The organism is Klebsiella sp. LTGPAF-6F (assembly GCF_001753185.1).
In the GTDB taxonomy this organism is placed as follows: Bacteria; Pseudomonadota; Gammaproteobacteria; order Enterobacterales; family Enterobacteriaceae; genus Klebsiella; species Klebsiella michiganensis.
The window spans coordinates 679,628-696,154 of record NZ_CP017450.1; the positions used below are offsets into that span (position 1 = coordinate 679,628).

Here is a 16,527-nt window from a genome sequence, read left to right on the forward strand (position 1 = left end):
CCGACATCGTGGCGGGGCGAGGGAAGGGAACGGATAACAGAACCTAAACGAGTAGATAAATGAGTGAAATGATTTACGGCATCCACGCGGTGCAGGCACTGCTGGAGCGCGCTCCTGAACGTTTTCAGGAAGTCTTTATTCTGAAAGGCCGTGAGGATAAGCGCCTTATGCCGCTGATCCATGCCCTGGAAGCGCAGGGCGTGGTGATTCAGGTCGCCAGCCGCCAGTTTCTGGATGAGAAAAGCGAAGGCGCCGTTCATCAGGGAATTATTGCCCGCGTGAAGCCCGGACGTCAGTATCAGGAGAACGATCTGCCGGATCTGATCGCCTCTCTCGATCAGCCGTTCTTTTTGATCCTTGACGGCGTGACCGATCCGCACAACCTCGGCGCCTGTTTACGTAGCGCTGACGCCGCTGGCGTGCATGCGGTGATTGTCCCCAAAGACCGTTCTGCGCAGCTGAATGCCACGGCGAAAAAAGTGGCCTGCGGCGCGGCGGAAAACGTCCCGCTGATCCGCGTCACCAACCTGGCGCGTACCATGCGTCTGCTGCAGGAAGAGAACGTCTGGATCGTCGGTACCGCCGGCGAGGCCGATCATACGCTGTTCCAGAGCAAAATGACCGGATCGCTGGCGCTGGTCATGGGGGCGGAAGGCGAAGGCATGCGCCGCCTGACCAGGGAGCACTGCGACGAGTTGATCAGCATCCCGATGGCCGGTAGCGTGTCGTCGCTGAACGTATCGGTCGCCACCGGTATTTGCCTGTTTGAAGCGGTACGCCAGCGCAGCTAATCTCTTCTTTCCAAATAAGCCATTCTCTGGAATGGCTTATCTTCTTCAGTTCTGACCGCCTTCTCGCTCTATCCGACGGGCAATGTCGAGACCTCTTTCAACATAGTTCAGGACCTGGCTCAAGGGTAATTCCTCTCCCGGTTCATCTCCCGTTTGCTCGAGGAATTTAAGCTGCGCGCCTCGATTCTTTAATACTTTGATGAGATTAAGAAAACTTCCAATAGGATTCTGCTCTTCCAGAATGTCATCGCAGATTTTGTTTTCATCAAATGAGGTGACGTAACCGGAAGCGTTCAGGTTCTGTTTGATAGCGCTCATCGCGAGATGAGGGAGATGGCGGTGGATAAGCGGAATATAGTTCGGCGCATTTTGCCGATCTTCAATAATTAAATGAATCATGAAATTCCCTTTCTGATTGTGAGAGAACTTTATAACAGAGTTCTCTGACGGAAAGTGCGCCGTTGTCCATACTTATGGATAGAGCCATTGAAGGAGGGAAACATAATGCACTGGCAAACTCATACCGTATTTAATCAACCCTCGCCGCTATGTAACAGTAACTTATTCCTGTCCGATACCGCCCTGCGTGAAGCCGTCATCCGCGAAGGCGCGGGCTGGGATGGCGATCTGCTGGCGAGCATTGGCCAACAGCTGGGGACGGCCGAATCGCTGGAACTGGGGCGCCTGGCCAACAGCAATCCGCCGGAACTGCTGCGCTATGACGCAACGGGATCGCGTCTTGACGATGTGCGTTTCCATCCCGCCTGGCATTTACTGATGCAGGGGCTGTGCGCTAACCGGGTACATAATCTTGCCTGGCAGGAAGAGGCTCGCGAAGGTGCCTTCGTTGCCCGCGCTGCCCGCTTTATGCTGCATGCGCAGGTCGAGGCGGGCACCCTGTGCCCCACTACCATGACCTTTGCCGCTATTCCATTGCTGCAGCGCTCCTTACCCGAGACTTTTAGCGACTGGCTATCGCCGCTATTAAGCGATCGCTACGATCCGCACCTTGTGCCGGGTAATCAGAAACGCGGGCTGCTTATCGGGATGGGGATGACGGAAAAGCAGGGCGGGTCCGATGTCCTGAGCAACACGACGCGAGCGGAGAAAAGCGCAGAAGGCTTTTATCATCTGATCGGTCATAAATGGTTTTTCTCGGTACCGCAGAGCGATGCTCATCTGGTGCTGGCTCAGGCGCCGGCGGGCCTCTCCTGCTTTTTTGTTCCGCGCCTGTTGCCGGATGGACAGCGTAACGGCGTACATCTGGAAAGGCTGAAAGATAAATTAGGTAACCGCGCGAACGCCAGCAGCGAAGTCGAGTTTTTCAATGCCTGCGGCTGGCTGGTCGGGGAAGAGGGCGATGGCGTCCGGCAAATTCTCAAAATGGGCGGCCTGACCCGTTTTGACTGCGCGCTGGGTAGCCATGCGCTGATGCGCCGGGCCTATTCGGTAGCGCTATACCATGCTCTGCAGCGTCAGGCATTTGGTAAAAATCTGGTCGATCAGCCGATAATGCGTCAGGTTCTGGGGCAGATGGCGCTGCGGCTGGAAGGACAAACCGCCTTTCTGTTCCGCCTGGCGAGGGCCTGGGACAGGCGCGACGATGTGCAGGAAGCGCTATGGGCAAGGCTGTTCACGCCCGCCGCGAAATTTGCTGTCTGCAAATCCGGGATCGCGTTCGTCGCCGAGGCGATGGAGGTACTGGGTGGCTCAGGCTATTGTGAAGAGAGTGAATTACCGCGTTTGTACCGTGAAATGCCGGTAAACAGCATCTGGGAAGGTTCCGGTAATATTATGTGTCTGGACGTGATGCGGGTTCTGATGAAGCAGCCGGCGGCGCTCGAACTTCTGGCGGCGGAGTGCGCGGAAGTGAAAGGGCAAAATCGTCATTTCGATCGGACGTGGCGGCAGCTGCAGCAGTGGCTACGGCGGCCTCTGGAAGAGCAGGGGCGGGAGATTACCCGGCTGGTCTATATGCTGGGCGTTGGGGCGCAGCTATTACGCTTCGCGTCACCGCCGCTGGCCGAGGCCTGGTGCCGTATGATGCTCGACGCGCGCGGCGGCATGCGGCTGGATGAGCAGACGCTGGATGACTTACTGTTACGGGCAACGGGGCGTGGACGACAGGCGCCTCAGGCATAAAGAATGGCCTGTACCCGCCAGTTATCCGGCTGCTGCTCCTCGTACATCTGGACGATGCGATACCAGGAGGCGCCCTGCTCATCGGCCTGCACGGCGATAGCGTGTTCAACATCCTGCTGGCTGCCCGAGATGTTGTTAACGCAAATCAGGCCAATTTCGTTCAGGCCCGTTACGCAGTCAGCGCTGGCAAACTCCGCTGACTGCGCGGAAGTATTGGCCGTGACGGTGGTCAACATCAGGCTGGGTAGGGTAAAAGTTCGTTTCATCGTCAGCTCCATTTCACATAGTCCTGAGGGCAGTCCGTTGCTAACGTTCTGCCTGGTTACAGCTGGCCGAACGTTATTATGCACAGAAGAACGTGAATGGATGCAAAGCAGTGTAAAGCTGGCTTAAAGGTTGACCGCTATTTACGGTACAAAATTGCCTGCGAATACCACTGGCCCGGAACCATGGTGTCATCAATCATTATGATGACGTAGTAATCCGCTTTAGCCGCCTCAGCTTTGACCTTTAGCGCAGCCTCGACATCCATCGGTGAGCCGTACATTAATACGCTCACCGTCCCCATCTTCTGCATACCCGCCGTCTGATTACGCTGGATCTCTTGTGGATGGTCGGTTGCCGGCGGCGGCGCCTTTGGCGTCCCCTGTAGGGCGCTACAGCCGGTTAAAGCGATTGCCATTAACCACGGTGCAAACCTACGCATAACCATATCTCGTTTCCTGTTAGTCATAGTGTAGTGGTAGCCTGAATGTCATTTCCGGGGAATGTTCCCAAATTGTTATCCCGTACGCGATTTTCGAATGAAAATATCGTGAAAGCGTAATCTGGTTCTCAAGATTATGAATCATGTGCGAACGAGCGACTTGAGTAATAACATAACATCACTTGAGAGAAAGGAGACGGTAAATGATCGCACTAGAAATGCGTAACCTTGCGGGTGGGGAGGTTCTCCATGCGTACCCGCAGGGCGCCGCGGATACGGCGCTGCCTTGCATTGTCTTTTATCATGGTTTTACCTCTTCTAAGCTGGTCTACAGCTATTTTGCCGTTGCGCTTGCAGAGGCGGGGTTTCGGGTGATTATGCCTGATGCAGCGGAACACGGCGCGCGCTACCGGGGAGACGAACAGGGGCGGATGCAGCGCTTCTGGCCGATTCTGATGAACAATTTTATTGAATTTCCGGCACTACAGGAGGCGATTCGGGATCGGGGATGGCTTGCTGACGACAGGCTGGCGGTGGCAGGCGCATCGATGGGCGGAATGACGGCATTAGGGATTATGACCCACCACCCGGAGCTGAAAAGCGTAGCCTGCCTGATGGGGTCAGGCTATTTCAGTTCGCTCTCGCAGGCGCTTTTCCCTTCGCCTTCGTTCGATGCAGAACAGCTGGTGGCGTGGGACGTCAGCCAGCAGCTGGCGACCCTGGCCAGCCGTCCGCTGCTGCTCTGGCACGGCGATGAAGATGATGTCGTGCCGCCGGGGGAAACCTTCCGCCTGCAGCAGGCGCTGCAGCAAAACGCGCTGGCCGACAATTTAACCTGCCTCTGGCAGAAAGGCGTCCGCCACCGCATTACGCCGGAAGCGTTAGCCGCGACGGTGGACTTTTTTCAACGTCACCTTTAAACGCGAATCACCTGTACGTCCTGATCCTCAAGCTGCTTGAGGATCGCCTCATCCGCCTGTTTACCGGTAATCACCAGGTCGATTTGCCCGGCCTGGCTAAAGAGCATTCCGGCGCGTTCGCCGACTTTGCTGCTGTCGACCAGGACCGCGAGTTTGCCGACGACGTTAAGCATTTTTTGCTCCGCCATCGCCGTCAGCATATCGGTTTTATACAGCCCTTCGGCGGTCAACCCTTTGCCGCTGGTGAACATCCAGTGCCCGGCATACAGGCTGTTTTCGCTGCCCTGCGGGCTCAGGGTGATAGAGTGGCTGCGGTTATACTGCCCGCCCATAATGATGACGCTGTCGTGTTCCTGATCGATCAGATAGTTGGCCAGCGGCAAATAGTTGGTGATGATCTGTACCGGTTTGCCGCACAGCTCCTGCCCAAGCAGGAATGCGGTAGAGCCGCAGTTAATGACGATGCTTTCGCCAGGGTTGACCAGCTGCGAAGCCGCACGCGCAATCCGTACCTTCTCATCGTGGTTTTGCGCCTGGTGAATATTCATTGGCGACCAGCGCGGGCGCTGCTCGCTGACGGCTTCCGCGCCGTTGCGGACTTTTTTCAGCCTGCCGCTTTCGTCGAGTTTGTTGATATCGCGTCGTGCCGTCGCCGGAGAAATTCCCAGCCGGGAAATCACCTGCTCCACGGTGACAAATCCCGTTTGTGCCAGCAAATCCAGTAAAATTTGATGTCTTTGCGCTTCCGTCATGAGCAAATCCGATTAAAAGTGATAAGCAAAGATGATATTTGAAATCAGGTGAAAATACTAATGCTGACGGGGATAATTTCCGGCGGGCGGTCCCGCCGGAGAAGCCTTACAGGAACGACTTAAAGGGCAGGTCCGGTTCCATCGTGAAGCAATCGTCGAATCCGCGCGGATAATGGTATTCGAAGTTGTCTTTATCCAGCGGCCAGGTGAATTTTCCGCCCACCTGCCAGATGAAAGGCTTAAAGCCATACTGCAGACGATCTTTTTTCATCTCCCACAAAACGCGGATTTCCTGCGGATCGGCCTGGAAGTTTGACCAGATATCGTGATGGAACGGGATTACCACTTTAGCATTCAGCGACTCGGCCATGCGCAGGATATCGGCGCTGGTCATTTTGTCGGTGATACCGCGCGGGTTCTCGCCATAGGAGCCCAGCGCCACGTCGATCTGGTGTTCGTTACCGTGCTTCGCGTAGTAGTTGGAGTAGTGGGAATCGCCGCTGTGATACAGGTTGCCGCCCGGCGTTTTGAACAAATAGTTCACCGCGCGCTGATCCATTCCGTCCGGCAGGACGCCTGCGGCTTTTTGATCCGCGGGTAAGGTGATCAGGGCCGTACGGTCAAAAGCGTCAAGCGCGTGGATTTCAACATCCTTTATTTTAACCACATCCCCTGGTTTCATCACGATACAGCGCTCTTTTGGAACGCCCCAGCCCATCCACAGGTCGACGCAGGTTTGCGGGCCGATGAACGGCACGTCCTCGGCGCAGTTCTGCATGACCGCGGCGGCCACGTTCACATCAATATGATCGTTATGATCGTGGGTGGACAGTACGGCGTCGATCTGGCGAATAGCGAACGGATCGAGAACAAACGGAGTGGTGCGCAGGTTTGGCTGGAGCTTCTTCACGCCGGCCATACGCTGCATCTGGTGACCGGTTTTCATCAGCGGGTTCCCGTGGCTTTGCTTGCCGGTACCGCACCAGAAATCGACGCAGATATTGGCTCCGCCCTCGGATTTCAGCCAGATGCCCGTACAACCCAACCACCACATGGCAAAGGTGCCCGGCGCAACCTGCTCTTGTTCAATTTCTTCGTTCAGCCAGCTACCCCACTCCGGAAAAGTGTTCAGGATCCATGATTCGCGGGTGATGGTTTGTACTTTACTCATTTGTTTTTCCCTCACATATTATCAAAAGTAATCACAATGTGATTTGTTTTGACGAATACTGGCACCGTTTGTTCAGGATTGCAATCCTGAAATTTGCCATTCATGAGAGGGATCGTGGAGGGTAAAAAGAGGGGCAGGCTGACGTTATGACATGAGTTAGGTTTTATTTAATTGATTTAAATATACTATTTCACAGTTTGTAGAAATGAGAATTAATACGATGGCGGATTGTGTGATTATTTGCGGCGTGCGTCACATTTAATCAAATATAATCTTGTTGTGATTATTTTTGATTATTAGAGTGATCGCAACAACCAACCTGGGCGTAGCGTGCGTTCAGAGCGTCCACCTTCTGGAGTGTGTTATGGAGATTCTCTACCACATCTTTACCGTGTTCTTTAACCAGGTTATGACCAACGCCCCGCTGCTGCTGGGTATTGTGACCTGCCTGGGCTATATCCTGCTGCGCAAAAGCGCCAGCGTTATTGTTAAAGGGACGATTAAAACCATTATCGGTTTTATGCTGCTGCAGGCCGGCTCCGGCATTCTGACCAGCACGTTTAAGCCGGTCGTGGCGAAAATGTCTGAGGTTTACGGCATTAACGGCGCTATCTCCGATACCTACGCGTCAATGATGGCCACGATCGAACGCATGGGCGACGCCTACAGTTGGGTGGGCTATGCCGTACTGTTAGCCCTGGCGCTGAATATCTGTTATGTCCTGCTGCGGCGTATTACCGGTATTCGCACCATCATGCTGACCGGGCACATCATGTTCCAGCAGGCGGGGCTGATTGCCGTCTCTTTTTACATCTTCGGCTACCCGATGTGGACGACCATCATCTGTACGGCGGTACTGGTGTCACTCTATTGGGGCATTACCTCGAACATGATGTATAAGCCGACTCAGGAAGTGACCGACGGCTGCGGCTTCTCCATCGGACACCAGCAGCAGTTCGCTTCATGGATTGCTTACAAGGTCGCCCCGTATCTGGGCAAAAAAGAGGAGAGCGTTGAGGATCTTAAGCTGCCGGGCTGGCTGAACATCTTTCACGACAATATCGTCTCCACGGCCATCGTGATGACCATTTTCTTCGGCGCGATACTGCTCTCCTTCGGCATCGACACCGTACAGGCGATGGCGGGTAACACCCACTGGACGGTCTATATCCTGCAAACGGGCTTCTCGTTCGCCGTCGCTATTTTCATTATCACCCAGGGCGTGCGCATGTTCGTCGCCGAACTTTCCGAGGCGTTCAACGGTATCTCCCAGCGCCTGATTCCCGGCGCCGTACTGGCCATTGACTGTGCGGCGATCTATAGCTTTGCGCCAAACGCCGTCGTCTGGGGCTTTATGTGGGGCACCATCGGTCAGCTGATCGCCGTCGGTATTCTGGTCGGCTTCGGCTCTTCCATTCTGATTATTCCGGGCTTTATCCCGATGTTTTTCTCGAACGCCACCATCGGCGTCTTTGCTAACCACTTTGGCGGCTGGCGCGCGGCGCTCAAGATTTGTCTGGTGATGGGCATGATCGAAATCTTTGGCTGCGTCTGGGCGGTGAAGCTGACCGGCATGAGCGCCTGGATGGGCATGGCGGACTGGTCAATTCTGGCGCCGCCGATGATGCAGGGCTTCGCCTCCATCGGTATCGCGTTTATGGCCGTCATTATCATTATCGCACTGGCTTATATGTTCTTCGCAGGGCGCACGCTGCGCGCTGAAGAGGACGCGGAAAAACAACTGGCAGATGCTTCTGCTCAATAAGGAGTTTTGACTATGACCGTACGTATTCTGGCTGTATGTGGCAACGGGCAAGGCAGTTCCATGATCATGAAGATGAAGGTGGACCAGTTTTTGACCCAATCAAATATCGATCACACGGTAAACAGCTGCGCGGTGGGGGAATACAAAAGTGAACTCAACGGCGCGGACATCATCATCGCCTCCACCCATATCGCCGGTGAGATTAGCGTCTCCGGCAACAAATACGTGGTTGGCGTGCGCAACATGCTCTCGCCTGCGGATTTTGGCCCAAAACTGCTGGAGGTGATCAAAGCGCACTTCCCGCAGGATGTGAAGTAAGGACGCCAAATGAAATTACGTGATTCGCTGGTGGAGAACAACTCCATCCTTTTGCAGGCCGACGCCGGCACCTGGCAGGAAGCCGTCAAGCTGAGCGTTGATTTACTGGTGAAGGCGGATGTCGTGGAGCCGCGCTACTACCAGGCCATTCTGGATGGCGTTGCTCAGCACGGCCCTTATTTTGTGATTGCTCCCGGTCTGGCGATGCCGCACGGTCGGCCGGAAGAGGGGGTGAAGAAAACGGGCTTTGCGCTGGTTACGCTGAAAACGCCGCTGGTTTTCAATCATGAGGATAACGACCCGGTCGACATCCTGATCACCATGGCGGCCGTGGATGCCAATACCCATCAGGAAGTCGGCATCATGCAGATCGTCAACCTGTTTGAAGATGAAGCCAATTTTGACCGTTTACGCGCCTGCCGCTCCGCGCAGGAAGTTCTGGAATTAATTGATAACGCTACGGCAGCGGCCGTTTAAAAGGAACACCAAAATGTCATTACCTATGTTGCAGGTTGCGCTCGATAACCAATCTATGTCTTCCGCGTATGAAACGACGCGCCTGATTGCCGATGAAGTGGACATTATTGAAGTCGGTACCATTCTCTGCGTGGCTGAGGGCGTACGCGCCGTTCGCGACCTGAAGGCGCTCTATCCCAACAAAATCGTGCTGGCGGACGCCAAAATCGCCGATGCCGGTAAAATTCTCTCCCGCATGTGCTTTGAAGCCAACGCTGACTGGGTCACCGTGATCTGCTGCGCGGACATCAACACCACCAAAGGCGCGCTGGACGTGGCGAAAGAGTTCAACGGCGACGTCCAGATCGAACTGACCGGCTACTGGACCTGGGAGCAGGCGCAGGAGTGGCATGAAGCGGGCGTTCAGCAGGTGGTTTATCACCGCAGCCGCGATGCCCAGGCCGCCGGCGTAGCGTGGGGCGAGGCGGATATCAGCGCGATCAAACGCCTGTCCGGGATGGGCTTTAAAGTCACCGTCACCGGCGGCCTGGCGCTGGAGGATTTGCCGCTGTTCCAGGGGATTCCGATCCACGTCTTTATCGCCGGTCGCAGCATTCGCGACGCCGCTTCCCCGGTGGAAGCCGCGCGGCAGTTTAAACGTTCGATCGCCCAGCTGTGGGGCTAAGGAGCGGCTATGCTGTCGAAACCTATTCCGCTCGGCATCTATGAAAAAGCGCTCCCCGCCGGGGAGTGCTGGCTGGAACGTCTGCGGCTGGCTAAGGCGCTCGGTTTTGATTTCGTCGAAATGTCGGTCGATGAAACTGACGACCGCCTGGCCCGGCTCGACTGGAGCCGGGAGCAGCGCTTCGCGCTGGTTAACGCGATTGCGGAAACCGGGGTGCGCGTGCCCTCAATGTGCCTGAGCGCCCATCGGCGCTTCCCGCTCGGTAGCGAAGACGACGCGGTACGGGCGCAGGGCCTGGAGATTATGCGCAAAGCGATTCGGCTGGCGCAGGACGTGGGGATTCGCGTAATCCAGCTGGCGGGCTACGACGTCTACTACCAGGAAGCCAATAACGAGACGCGCCGTCGTTTCCGCGATGGGCTAAAAGAGAGCGTTGAAATGGCCAGCCGCGCGCAGGTAACGCTGGCGATGGAAATTATGGACTACCCGCTGATGAACTCGATCAGCAAGGCGCTGGGCTACGCCCACTACCTGAATAATCCGTGGTTCCAGCTCTATCCGGACATCGGCAACCTTTCCGCCTGGGATAATGACGTACAGATGGAGCTTCAGGCCGGGATGGGGCATATCGTGGCGGTGCATATAAAAGACACGAAACCCGGCGTATTTAAAAACGTGCCGTTCGGTGAAGGCGTCGTCGATTTTGAACGTTGTTTCGAAACGCTCAAGCAGACGGGCTACTGCGGCCCGTATCTAATTGAAATGTGGAGCGAAACGACCGACGATCCCGCCGCCGAGGTCGCGAAAGCGCGCGATTGGGTGAAGGCGCGGATGGCCAGCGCCGGTCTGCTGGAGGTGGCATAATGCAAACGCTGAAACGGCAGGTTTTCGACGCCAATATGGATTTACCGCGCTACGGCCTGGTCACTTTTACCTGGGGTAACGTCAGCGCTATCGACCGCGAACGCGGGCTGGTGGCGATTAAGCCCAGCGGCGTCGCCTACGAGACCATGAAAGCGGACGATATGGTGGTCGTGGATCTCGAGGGGAACGTGGTGGAAGGACGCTATCGTCCTTCTTCCGATACCGCCACGCATCTGGCGCTGTATCGCCGCTATCCGAGCCTTGGCGGCGTGGTGCATACCCACTCGACGCACGCGACGGCCTGGGCGCAGGCGGGTCTGGCCATTCCCGCGCTGGGAACGACCCACGCGGACTACTTCTTTGGCGACATTCCCTGCACCCGGGCGTTAAGCGCGCAGGAAGTGGCGGAGGCTTATGAGCTGAACACGGGCCACGTGATTATCGAAACGCTGGGTGACGTTGAGCCGCTGCATACGCCGGGCATCGTGGTCTATCAGCACGGGCCTTTTGCCTGGGGCAAGGATGCGCACGATGCGGTGCATAACGCGGTGGTGATGGAAGAGGTGGCGCGGATGGCGTGGATTGCTCGCGCGATCAACCCGCAGCTGAAGCCCATCGATAGCTGGCTGATGGACAAACATTTTATGCGCAAGCACGGGCCAGATGCCTATTACGGGCAAAAGTGAAACAGGTGCTCCGGAGCATTTCATCTTTATGATGAATCAACCGGTCTGCTCCGGAGCCATTTTTAGTTTTGCTGATAAGCCGACGGCATGCAGCGCATACCAACCAGCGTCACAACGCAGATTATCGCGCCGGCGTAAAACGTCGAGGCGGCGCCCAGAACTTCCCACAGCACGCCCGCACCGGCGCTGGCCAGCAGCAGGGCGATGCCGCTCATCAGGTTGAACATCCCGAACGCTGTTCCGCGCAGTTCAGGCGGGGCGGTGTGCGCCACCATCGCCGCCAGCAGACCCTGCGTCATGCCCATATGAATACCCCACAGCGCGACGCCGGCTAAAAGCGTGCTCCAGTGGCTGCTGAGCGCCAGCACGATATCGGCGGCGATCAGCACCAGCAGGCCCCACTGCAGCATTTTGCTGTGGCTCATGCTGTCCGATAGTTTCCCGAATGGATAGGCGGTCAGGCTGTAAACCAGATTCATGGCGACCATCACCAGCGGAATAGCGAACAGCGGGATCGCCATCTGCTGGGCGCGCAGGACCAGAAAGGCTTCGCTGAAGCGGGCGAGGGTAAAAATCGAGCCGATAGCCACCACCCACCAGTAGGCGGCGGAAAGCTTCTTGAGATTCTCGCGGCGCAGGGGGTTAGTGCGTTTCTGGACGACCGCCGTCCTGGGCTCTTTTAATCCAAAGCCCAGTAAAGCGATAGAGAGAACGGCGGGGATCGCCGCGACCCAAAAAATAGACTGGAAATCGTTATCCCAGAGAAACATCAGCGCGACGGCAAGCAGCGGCCCCAGAAAAGCGCCGATGGTATCCAGCGACTGGCGCAGCCCGTAGGCGGCTCCGCGAATTTCCGGCGGGGTGACGTCGGCGACCAGCGCATCCCGCGGCGCGCCGCGTATCCCTTTGCCCACGCGGTCGATCATCCGGGCGCTAAACACTACGCCTGAGGTGGGCGCGATGGCGAAAAGAGGCTTGCTCAGCGCACCCAGGCCATAGCCGAGCAGCGCCAGCCCTTTACGTTTGCCGACATAATCGCTGATGACGCCGGAAAACACCTTCAGTATCAGCGCGGTGGCTTCCGCGACGCCTTCGATAATGCCGATAACAATGACGCTGGCTCCCAGCGTGGTGGCCATAAATAGAGGGAGCAGGCTGTGGATCATTTCCGAGGAAACATCCATCAGCAGGCTAACGCCGCCAAGAACCCAAACCCCTTTTGGGATACGGCTTAGCGTGGCAAAACGCGGAACCATGAAGCACTCCGGATAATCATGCGGTTAAAGAGTGATTAAATCAGGTTACGCTGGCGCTGATAAGTCACGAGAAAAAATAATTCTCAATTGCATTAAGGCGCGATTGTGCGGGTATGACCGCCGGGCAATGCCATCGTTGGCTTCCCCCTGCAACGGGAAGAAGCCAACGATCCGGGAAAACTAGCGGTAAATGGCGGCACTGGCGTGAATGGCGCCGTCGCTTCCCGGTTCATGAATGAGGATCGGCTGGAAGTACTTCGCTCCCTGAGCATCGCTCTGCTGGCTAAGCGCCTGGTCGGCTTCCTGCTCGGTGGCGATGTTGTGGTTGATATAGATAACGCCGAGGCTCTGCACATCGTCCATGTTGCGGGCCTGGCGGGCATCGATTTTAATAGCAGCCAGCGCGTTGGCGCTCAACAAAAGCGCTGCCATCATGGTTATGAGGATGTATTTCATCACCTACCTCCTTATGACGCTCCTGACGTTCACCCGCTTCCCTGGGGTATGGATTGCTTCTGATCTAAGTGTAATCTCTGCCTGTCTGGCGTATCGCGACCATTTCTGATGCAGTTGTTCAAAAAATTGTCGCTTCCGTCGTTGATTAATTTTAAATCACTGGCTTAAGGCCACTTCGCGCTTAGTGCGAATTATTTGCACAATTTACTTGTCTTAAACCCCGCTCGCCCGTATTATGACGCGTCAATTTTTCAGCCGCCCTTTAACACGTTCCTTGCCTCCATGGGCCGCGGCTGACCCAGACAGGAGGCTGAATAATCCGTAAGGAGCAATTCGATGCGTCATTACGAAATCGTTTTTATGGTCCATCCTGACCAGAGCGAACAGGTTCCGGGCATGATCGAACGTTACACTGGTGCAATCACTGCAGCAGAAGGTACGATCCACCGTCTGGAAGACTGGGGCCGCCGTCAGCTGGCTTATCCGATCAACAAACTGCACAAAGCTCACTACGTTCTGCTGAACGTTGAAGCGCCGCAGGAAGCGATCGATGAGCTGGAAACTAACTTCCGCTTCAACGACGCCGTTATCCGCAGCATGGTAATGCGTACTAAGCACGCTGTTACCGAAGCATCTCCGATGGTTAAAGCGAAAGACGAGCGCCGTGAGCGTCGCGAAGATTTCGCCAACGAAACCGCAGATGATTCTGAAGCTGGGGATTCTGAAGAGTAATCCTGATGACCAACCGTCTGGAGCTGTCCGGCATTGTATGCAGGACTCCACTTCGTAAGGTCAGCCCGTCAGGAATTCCACACTGCCAGTTCGTGCTTGAGCATCGTTCAGTGCAGGAGGAAGCCGGTTTTCACCGGCAGGCATGGTGCCAGATGCCCGTGATAATTAGCGGACACCAGAACCAGGCCATTACTCACAGTATAACGGTCGGTAGCGCAGTAATCGTTCGAGGGTTCATCTCTTGCCACAAGGCAAAGAACGGCTTGAGCAAAATGGTTCTGCATGCCGAGCAGATTGAATTGATAGATTCTGGAGACTAGCCATATGGCACGTTATTTCCGTCGTCGCAAGTTCTGCCGTTTCACCGCGGAAGGCGTTCAAGAGATCGACTATAAAGATATCGCTACGCTGAAAAACTACATCACCGAAAGCGGTAAGATTGTCCCGAGCCGTATCACCGGTACCCGTGCAAAATATCAGCGTCAGCTGGCACGCGCTATCAAACGCGCTCGCTACCTGTCCCTGCTGCCGTACACTGATCGTCATCAGTAATCGGTCACGGTCCATTAATACGACTTTGAGAGGATAAGGTAATGCAAGTTATTCTGCTTGATAAAGTAGCAAACCTGGGTAGCCTGGGTGATCAGGTTAACGTTAAAGCGGGCTATGCTCGTAACTTCCTGGTACCACAGGGTAAAGCTGTTCCTGCTACCAAGAAAAACGTTGAATTCTTCGAAGCACGCCGTGCTGAACTGGAAGCCAAACTGGCCGAAGTTCTGGGCGCTGCTAACGCACGTGCTGAAGCAATCAACGCACTGGGCACCGTTACCATCGCGTCTAAATCTGGCGACGAAGGTAAACTGTTCGGTTCCATCGGTACTCGCGACATCGCTGACGCTGTAACTGCAGCTGGCGTTGCCGTTGCTAAGAGCGAAGTTCGTCTGCCGAACGGCGTTCTGCGCACCACCGGTGAGCACGAAGTGGACTTCCAGGTTCACAGCGAAGTTTTCGCTAAACTGGTTGTTAACGTTGTAGCTGAGTAATTTTTTACTCAACTCACGTCGAGACGCCGGCCTTGTGCCGGCGTTTTGCTTTTCTGTCTTTGTCGAATCTTTTCCTGGTATGGTGGCTATTCTTAGCAACTTTCTGGATAATAAAATAAAACACTATTTTATTTCTGGTGAAGTGAATGGACGCACCCTCGATTTTTTCCCGCAAGAAAGTGGCTTATGCCTGCGCAACCCTCTGCTGTCTGCTGTGGGGAAGCTCCTATCCGGCGATTAAAAGCGGCTATGAACTGTTTCAGATTGCCACTGATGATGTGCCGTCTAAAATCGTCTTTGCTGGCTATCGCTTTCTGTTTGCCGGCGCGCTGCTGCTGCTCTTCGCTCTGGCGCAGCGTAAGCCGATTGCCCGCTTGAATCCCCGTCAGTGCGGGCAGCTGGCGATACTGGGCGTCACGCAAACCTCTATCCAGTACGTTTTCTTCTACGTTGGCCTGGCGTTTACCACCGGCGTGAAGGGATCGATTATGAACGCCACCGGTACCTTCTTCAGCGTTCTGCTGGCGCACTTTATCTATCAGAATGACAGGCTGAGCTACAACAAAGCCATCGGCTGTATTGTCGGCTTTGCCGGCGTGATGCTGGTGAACGTTAATCGTTCATTGAGCGATTTTAGCTTTGTCTGGCAGGGTGACGGCTTTGTGGTGCTGGCGGCGTTTATCCTGTCGGCGGCGACGCTGTACGGGAAGCGCATTTCGCAGACGGTTGACCCGACGGTGATGACCGGCTGGCAGCTGGCGTTTGGCGGTCTGGTACTGGTCGGCGGCGGCTATCTGACCGGCGGCACCCTTGAGGTTCACAGCGCCGCTGCTGCGCTGGTTCTGGCTTATTTGACGCTGCTCTCTTCCATCGCTTTTGCGCTATGGAGCGTGCTGCTCAAGCATAACCGGGTGAGCATGATTGCGCCGTTCAACTTTGTGGTCCCGGTCGCCGGCACCGTACTGTCGGCCATCTTCCTCGGCGAGAATATTCTTGAACTGAAATATGCGGTTGCGCTGGCGCTGGTGTGCGCCGGGATCTGGTGGGTGAATAAGCCGGGGACAACATCCGGGAAATCGCCACAGCAGGCCGGGTAAGCTACCCGGCCGTGAGGCCTAACGGACGCGAATAAAGCTGCCGTTCGACTGGCGGGTAAACAGCACCTGCTGGCCGCCGCCGGTATCGATAGTCAGCCCGGTGACCACGCCGCTGGCGTTCTGACGGATCTGGACCGTCTGCCCGGTCTGCAGTGAGCTTAGCGGTTTACCGGCGCCTTCCACCTGGGCCATGGCGTAAACGTCGGTCGGCGGCAGGTTATGGTCGCGGAATAGCTGCGCGAGAGTTTTCCCCGATTCAATACGGTAGGTCCGCCACTGCTGCTCGATGCCGGGAGTCGACTGCGGTTCCTGATACGGCTGAGATGCGGTCTGCTGCTGCGGCTGATCCGGCTGCTCATCCTGAATCGGCTCCGGTGCGACCGGCGCCACCTGATCGGCATCGTTGACCGGCGGCGTGTTGGTGATGGGCGGCAGCGGGACCGCCTGATTGCCGGAAGAGGGCTGCGACTGGGATTGCAGGTTGAGATTCGCCTCGCGGCTGGCCTGAACCGGGCTGCTGTTATCCTCGGAAGGGAGCAGAACGCCGATAATTACCAGCAGCGCCCCGGCAATGATGCCGCGGCGGTGCATCGGCGGTAGCGGATCCATGAGGCGAAAATGATCCGGGGCGTGCCAGATCTTCGCCAGGGTAGATGTCAGTTCAAAGCGCCCGGGCATGGCTTTCCT

General features: G+C 56.0%; 22 protein-coding genes. 14 read left to right on the forward strand and 8 right to left on the reverse strand.

What is annotated here, in order from left to right:
- Nucleotides 1-59: 59 nt before the first annotated feature.
- Nucleotides 60-791, forward strand: a complete 732-nt coding sequence (rlmB, locus tag BJF97_RS03295; protein ID WP_004109129.1) for a 23S rRNA (guanosine(2251)-2'-O)-methyltransferase RlmB — start codon at nucleotides 60-62, stop codon at nucleotides 789-791.
- 45 nt (nucleotides 792-836) lie between these two features.
- Here the strand turns inward: rlmB and BJF97_RS03300 are convergent, their stop codons facing one another.
- Entirely contained in the window at nucleotides 837-1,190 is a 354-nt protein-coding gene (locus BJF97_RS03300; RefSeq protein ID WP_032695151.1) for a hypothetical protein, read from the reverse strand.
- A gap of 105 nt (nucleotides 1,191-1,295) precedes the next feature.
- Here BJF97_RS03300 and BJF97_RS03305 point away from each other — a divergent pair, with 105 nt between their 5' ends.
- Nucleotides 1,296-2,933, forward strand: coding sequence for an isovaleryl-CoA dehydrogenase (locus tag BJF97_RS03305; RefSeq protein ID WP_032695152.1), 1,638 nt, complete (start codon nucleotides 1,296-1,298; stop codon nucleotides 2,931-2,933).
- On the opposite strand, the gene yjfN is transcribed toward BJF97_RS03305, so the two are convergent.
- Nucleotides 2,924-3,199, reverse strand: coding sequence for a DUF1471 family protease activator YjfN (yjfN, locus tag BJF97_RS03310; protein ID WP_014227626.1), 276 nt, complete (start codon nucleotides 3,197-3,199; stop codon nucleotides 2,924-2,926). The genes BJF97_RS03305 and yjfN overlap by 10 nt on opposite strands.
- A 137-nt stretch (nucleotides 3,200-3,336) precedes the next feature.
- Entirely contained in the window at nucleotides 3,337-3,645 is a 309-nt protein-coding gene (bsmA, locus tag BJF97_RS03315) for a biofilm peroxide resistance protein BsmA (RefSeq protein ID WP_032695153.1), read from the reverse strand.
- Nucleotides 3,646-3,842: 197 nt separating this feature from the next.
- Between bsmA and yjfP the strand changes: the two genes are divergently transcribed.
- On the forward strand, nucleotides 3,843-4,559 hold the full coding sequence (gene yjfP / locus BJF97_RS03320) for an esterase (RefSeq protein WP_004097989.1): 717 nt from the start codon (nucleotides 3,843-3,845) through the stop codon (nucleotides 4,557-4,559).
- Here the strand turns inward: yjfP and ulaR are convergent.
- Both ulaR and ulaG read right to left on the reverse strand, forming a co-directional pair.
- On the reverse strand, nucleotides 4,556-5,311 hold the full coding sequence (gene ulaR / locus BJF97_RS03325; RefSeq protein WP_032695154.1) for an HTH-type transcriptional regulator UlaR: 756 nt from the start codon (nucleotides 5,309-5,311) through the stop codon (nucleotides 4,556-4,558). The genes yjfP and ulaR overlap by 4 nt on opposite strands.
- A gap of 106 nt (nucleotides 5,312-5,417) precedes the next feature.
- A complete protein-coding gene (ulaG, locus tag BJF97_RS03330) occupies nucleotides 5,418-6,482 on the reverse strand; it encodes an L-ascorbate 6-phosphate lactonase (protein WP_004097991.1) in 1,065 nt (354 codons plus the stop codon).
- Nucleotides 6,483-6,846: 364 nt separating this feature from the next.
- Between ulaG and ulaA the strand changes: the two genes are divergently transcribed.
- The 6 genes from ulaA to BJF97_RS03360 are packed head-to-tail and all read left to right on the forward strand — an operon-like array spanning nucleotide 6,847 to nucleotide 11,256.
- Nucleotides 6,847-8,247, forward strand: coding sequence for a PTS ascorbate transporter subunit IIC (gene ulaA, locus BJF97_RS03335; protein ID WP_004097992.1), 1,401 nt, complete (start codon nucleotides 6,847-6,849; stop codon nucleotides 8,245-8,247).
- 12 nt (nucleotides 8,248-8,259) lie between these two features.
- Complete coding sequence (gene ulaB / locus BJF97_RS03340) at nucleotides 8,260-8,565, forward strand: PTS ascorbate transporter subunit IIB (protein ID WP_004109091.1); 306 nt, start codon at nucleotides 8,260-8,262, stop codon at nucleotides 8,563-8,565.
- A 9-nt stretch (nucleotides 8,566-8,574) separates the two neighbouring features.
- The gene (gene ulaC, locus BJF97_RS03345; RefSeq protein ID WP_032695155.1) at nucleotides 8,575-9,042 is read left to right on the forward strand and encodes a PTS ascorbate transporter subunit IIA; all 468 of its coding nucleotides are present in this window, start codon (nucleotides 8,575-8,577) and stop codon (nucleotides 9,040-9,042) included.
- A 13-nt stretch (nucleotides 9,043-9,055) separates the two neighbouring features.
- Nucleotides 9,056-9,706 carry a 3-keto-L-gulonate-6-phosphate decarboxylase UlaD gene (locus BJF97_RS03350; protein WP_032695156.1) on the forward strand — a complete coding sequence of 217 codons (651 nt, stop codon included), beginning with the start codon at nucleotides 9,056-9,058 and terminating at the stop codon, nucleotides 9,704-9,706.
- Between the two features lie 9 nt (nucleotides 9,707-9,715).
- Entirely contained in the window at nucleotides 9,716-10,570 is an 855-nt protein-coding gene (locus tag BJF97_RS03355; protein WP_014227628.1) for an L-ribulose-5-phosphate 3-epimerase, read from the forward strand.
- Nucleotides 10,570-11,256, forward strand: coding sequence for an L-ribulose-5-phosphate 4-epimerase (locus BJF97_RS03360; RefSeq protein ID WP_004097998.1), 687 nt, complete (start codon nucleotides 10,570-10,572; stop codon nucleotides 11,254-11,256). Before BJF97_RS03355 ends, BJF97_RS03360 begins: the two co-directional genes overlap by 1 nt.
- A gap of 62 nt (nucleotides 11,257-11,318) precedes the next feature.
- On the opposite strand, the gene BJF97_RS03365 is transcribed toward BJF97_RS03360, so the two are convergent.
- Nucleotides 11,319-12,512 carry an MFS transporter gene (locus BJF97_RS03365; RefSeq protein ID WP_032695157.1) on the reverse strand — a complete coding sequence of 398 codons (1,194 nt, stop codon included), beginning with the start codon at nucleotides 12,510-12,512 and terminating at the stop codon, nucleotides 11,319-11,321.
- 180 nt (nucleotides 12,513-12,692) lie between these two features.
- Entirely contained in the window at nucleotides 12,693-12,968 is a 276-nt protein-coding gene (locus BJF97_RS03370; protein ID WP_004098000.1) for a DUF1471 domain-containing protein, read from the reverse strand.
- A 336-nt stretch (nucleotides 12,969-13,304) separates the two neighbouring features.
- Between BJF97_RS03370 and rpsF the strand changes: the two genes are divergently transcribed.
- The 5 genes from rpsF to BJF97_RS03395 all read left to right on the forward strand — a co-directional run bounded on the left by rpsF (nucleotide 13,305) and on the right by BJF97_RS03395 (nucleotide 15,840).
- The gene (rpsF, locus tag BJF97_RS03375; RefSeq protein ID WP_004098001.1) at nucleotides 13,305-13,700 is read left to right on the forward strand and encodes a 30S ribosomal protein S6; all 396 of its coding nucleotides are present in this window, start codon (nucleotides 13,305-13,307) and stop codon (nucleotides 13,698-13,700) included.
- Nucleotides 13,701-13,705: 5 nt separating this feature from the next.
- The gene (gene priB, locus BJF97_RS03380) at nucleotides 13,706-14,020 is read left to right on the forward strand and encodes a primosomal replication protein N (RefSeq protein ID WP_004098002.1); all 315 of its coding nucleotides are present in this window, start codon (nucleotides 13,706-13,708) and stop codon (nucleotides 14,018-14,020) included.
- A gap of 4 nt (nucleotides 14,021-14,024) precedes the next feature.
- Complete coding sequence (gene rpsR / locus BJF97_RS03385; RefSeq protein ID WP_000135199.1) at nucleotides 14,025-14,252, forward strand: 30S ribosomal protein S18; 228 nt, start codon at nucleotides 14,025-14,027, stop codon at nucleotides 14,250-14,252.
- A 41-nt stretch (nucleotides 14,253-14,293) separates the two neighbouring features.
- Nucleotides 14,294-14,743, forward strand: a complete 450-nt coding sequence (rplI, locus tag BJF97_RS03390) for a 50S ribosomal protein L9 (RefSeq protein WP_004098003.1) — start codon at nucleotides 14,294-14,296, stop codon at nucleotides 14,741-14,743.
- A gap of 146 nt (nucleotides 14,744-14,889) precedes the next feature.
- The gene (locus BJF97_RS03395; RefSeq protein ID WP_009652306.1) at nucleotides 14,890-15,840 is read left to right on the forward strand and encodes a DMT family transporter; all 951 of its coding nucleotides are present in this window, start codon (nucleotides 14,890-14,892) and stop codon (nucleotides 15,838-15,840) included.
- Nucleotides 15,841-15,858: 18 nt separating this feature from the next.
- On the opposite strand, the gene BJF97_RS03400 is transcribed toward BJF97_RS03395, so the two are convergent.
- Nucleotides 15,859-16,518, reverse strand: coding sequence for a LysM-like peptidoglycan-binding domain-containing protein (locus tag BJF97_RS03400; RefSeq protein WP_004098005.1), 660 nt, complete (start codon nucleotides 16,516-16,518; stop codon nucleotides 15,859-15,861).
- Nucleotides 16,519-16,527: the final 9 nt, after the last annotated feature.

Bases quoted from the DNA above. Each gene is read 5' to 3' on its own strand.
- BJF97_RS03400 (WP_004098005.1), bottom strand. From the start codon at position 16,518: ATGCCCGGGCGCTTTGAACTGACATCTACCCTGGCGAAGATCTGGCAC.
- BJF97_RS03355 (WP_014227628.1), top strand. From the start codon at position 9,716: ATGCTGTCGAAACCTATTCCGCTCGGCATCTATGAAAAAGCGCTCCCC.
- BJF97_RS03365 (WP_032695157.1), bottom strand. From the start codon at position 12,512: ATGGTTCCGCGTTTTGCCACGCTAAGCCGTATCCCAAAAGGGGTTTGG.
- ulaA (WP_004097992.1), top strand. From the start codon at position 6,847: ATGGAGATTCTCTACCACATCTTTACCGTGTTCTTTAACCAGGTTATG.
- BJF97_RS03305 (WP_032695152.1), top strand. From the start codon at position 1,296: ATGCACTGGCAAACTCATACCGTATTTAATCAACCCTCGCCGCTATGT.
- BJF97_RS03360 (WP_004097998.1), top strand. From the start codon at position 10,570: ATGCAAACGCTGAAACGGCAGGTTTTCGACGCCAATATGGATTTACCG.
- ulaG (WP_004097991.1), bottom strand. From the start codon at position 6,482: ATGAGTAAAGTACAAACCATCACCCGCGAATCATGGATCCTGAACACT.
- BJF97_RS03370 (WP_004098000.1), bottom strand. From the start codon at position 12,968: ATGAAATACATCCTCATAACCATGATGGCAGCGCTTTTGTTGAGCGCC.
- BJF97_RS03350 (WP_032695156.1), top strand. From the start codon at position 9,056: ATGTCATTACCTATGTTGCAGGTTGCGCTCGATAACCAATCTATGTCT.
- bsmA (WP_032695153.1), bottom strand. From the start codon at position 3,645: ATGGTTATGCGTAGGTTTGCACCGTGGTTAATGGCAATCGCTTTAACC.
- ulaB (WP_004109091.1), top strand. From the start codon at position 8,260: ATGACCGTACGTATTCTGGCTGTATGTGGCAACGGGCAAGGCAGTTCC.
- rpsR (WP_000135199.1), top strand. From the start codon at position 14,025: ATGGCACGTTATTTCCGTCGTCGCAAGTTCTGCCGTTTCACCGCGGAA.
- BJF97_RS03300 (WP_032695151.1), bottom strand. From the start codon at position 1,190: ATGATTCATTTAATTATTGAAGATCGGCAAAATGCGCCGAACTATATT.
- BJF97_RS03395 (WP_009652306.1), top strand. From the start codon at position 14,890: ATGGACGCACCCTCGATTTTTTCCCGCAAGAAAGTGGCTTATGCCTGC.
- yjfN (WP_014227626.1), bottom strand. From the start codon at position 3,199: ATGAAACGAACTTTTACCCTACCCAGCCTGATGTTGACCACCGTCACG.
- yjfP (WP_004097989.1), top strand. From the start codon at position 3,843: ATGATCGCACTAGAAATGCGTAACCTTGCGGGTGGGGAGGTTCTCCAT.
- rpsF (WP_004098001.1), top strand. From the start codon at position 13,305: ATGCGTCATTACGAAATCGTTTTTATGGTCCATCCTGACCAGAGCGAA.
- priB (WP_004098002.1), top strand. From the start codon at position 13,706: ATGACCAACCGTCTGGAGCTGTCCGGCATTGTATGCAGGACTCCACTT.
- rlmB (WP_004109129.1), top strand. From the start codon at position 60: ATGAGTGAAATGATTTACGGCATCCACGCGGTGCAGGCACTGCTGGAG.
- ulaR (WP_032695154.1), bottom strand. From the start codon at position 5,311: ATGACGGAAGCGCAAAGACATCAAATTTTACTGGATTTGCTGGCACAA.
- ulaC (WP_032695155.1), top strand. From the start codon at position 8,575: ATGAAATTACGTGATTCGCTGGTGGAGAACAACTCCATCCTTTTGCAG.
- rplI (WP_004098003.1), top strand. From the start codon at position 14,294: ATGCAAGTTATTCTGCTTGATAAAGTAGCAAACCTGGGTAGCCTGGGT.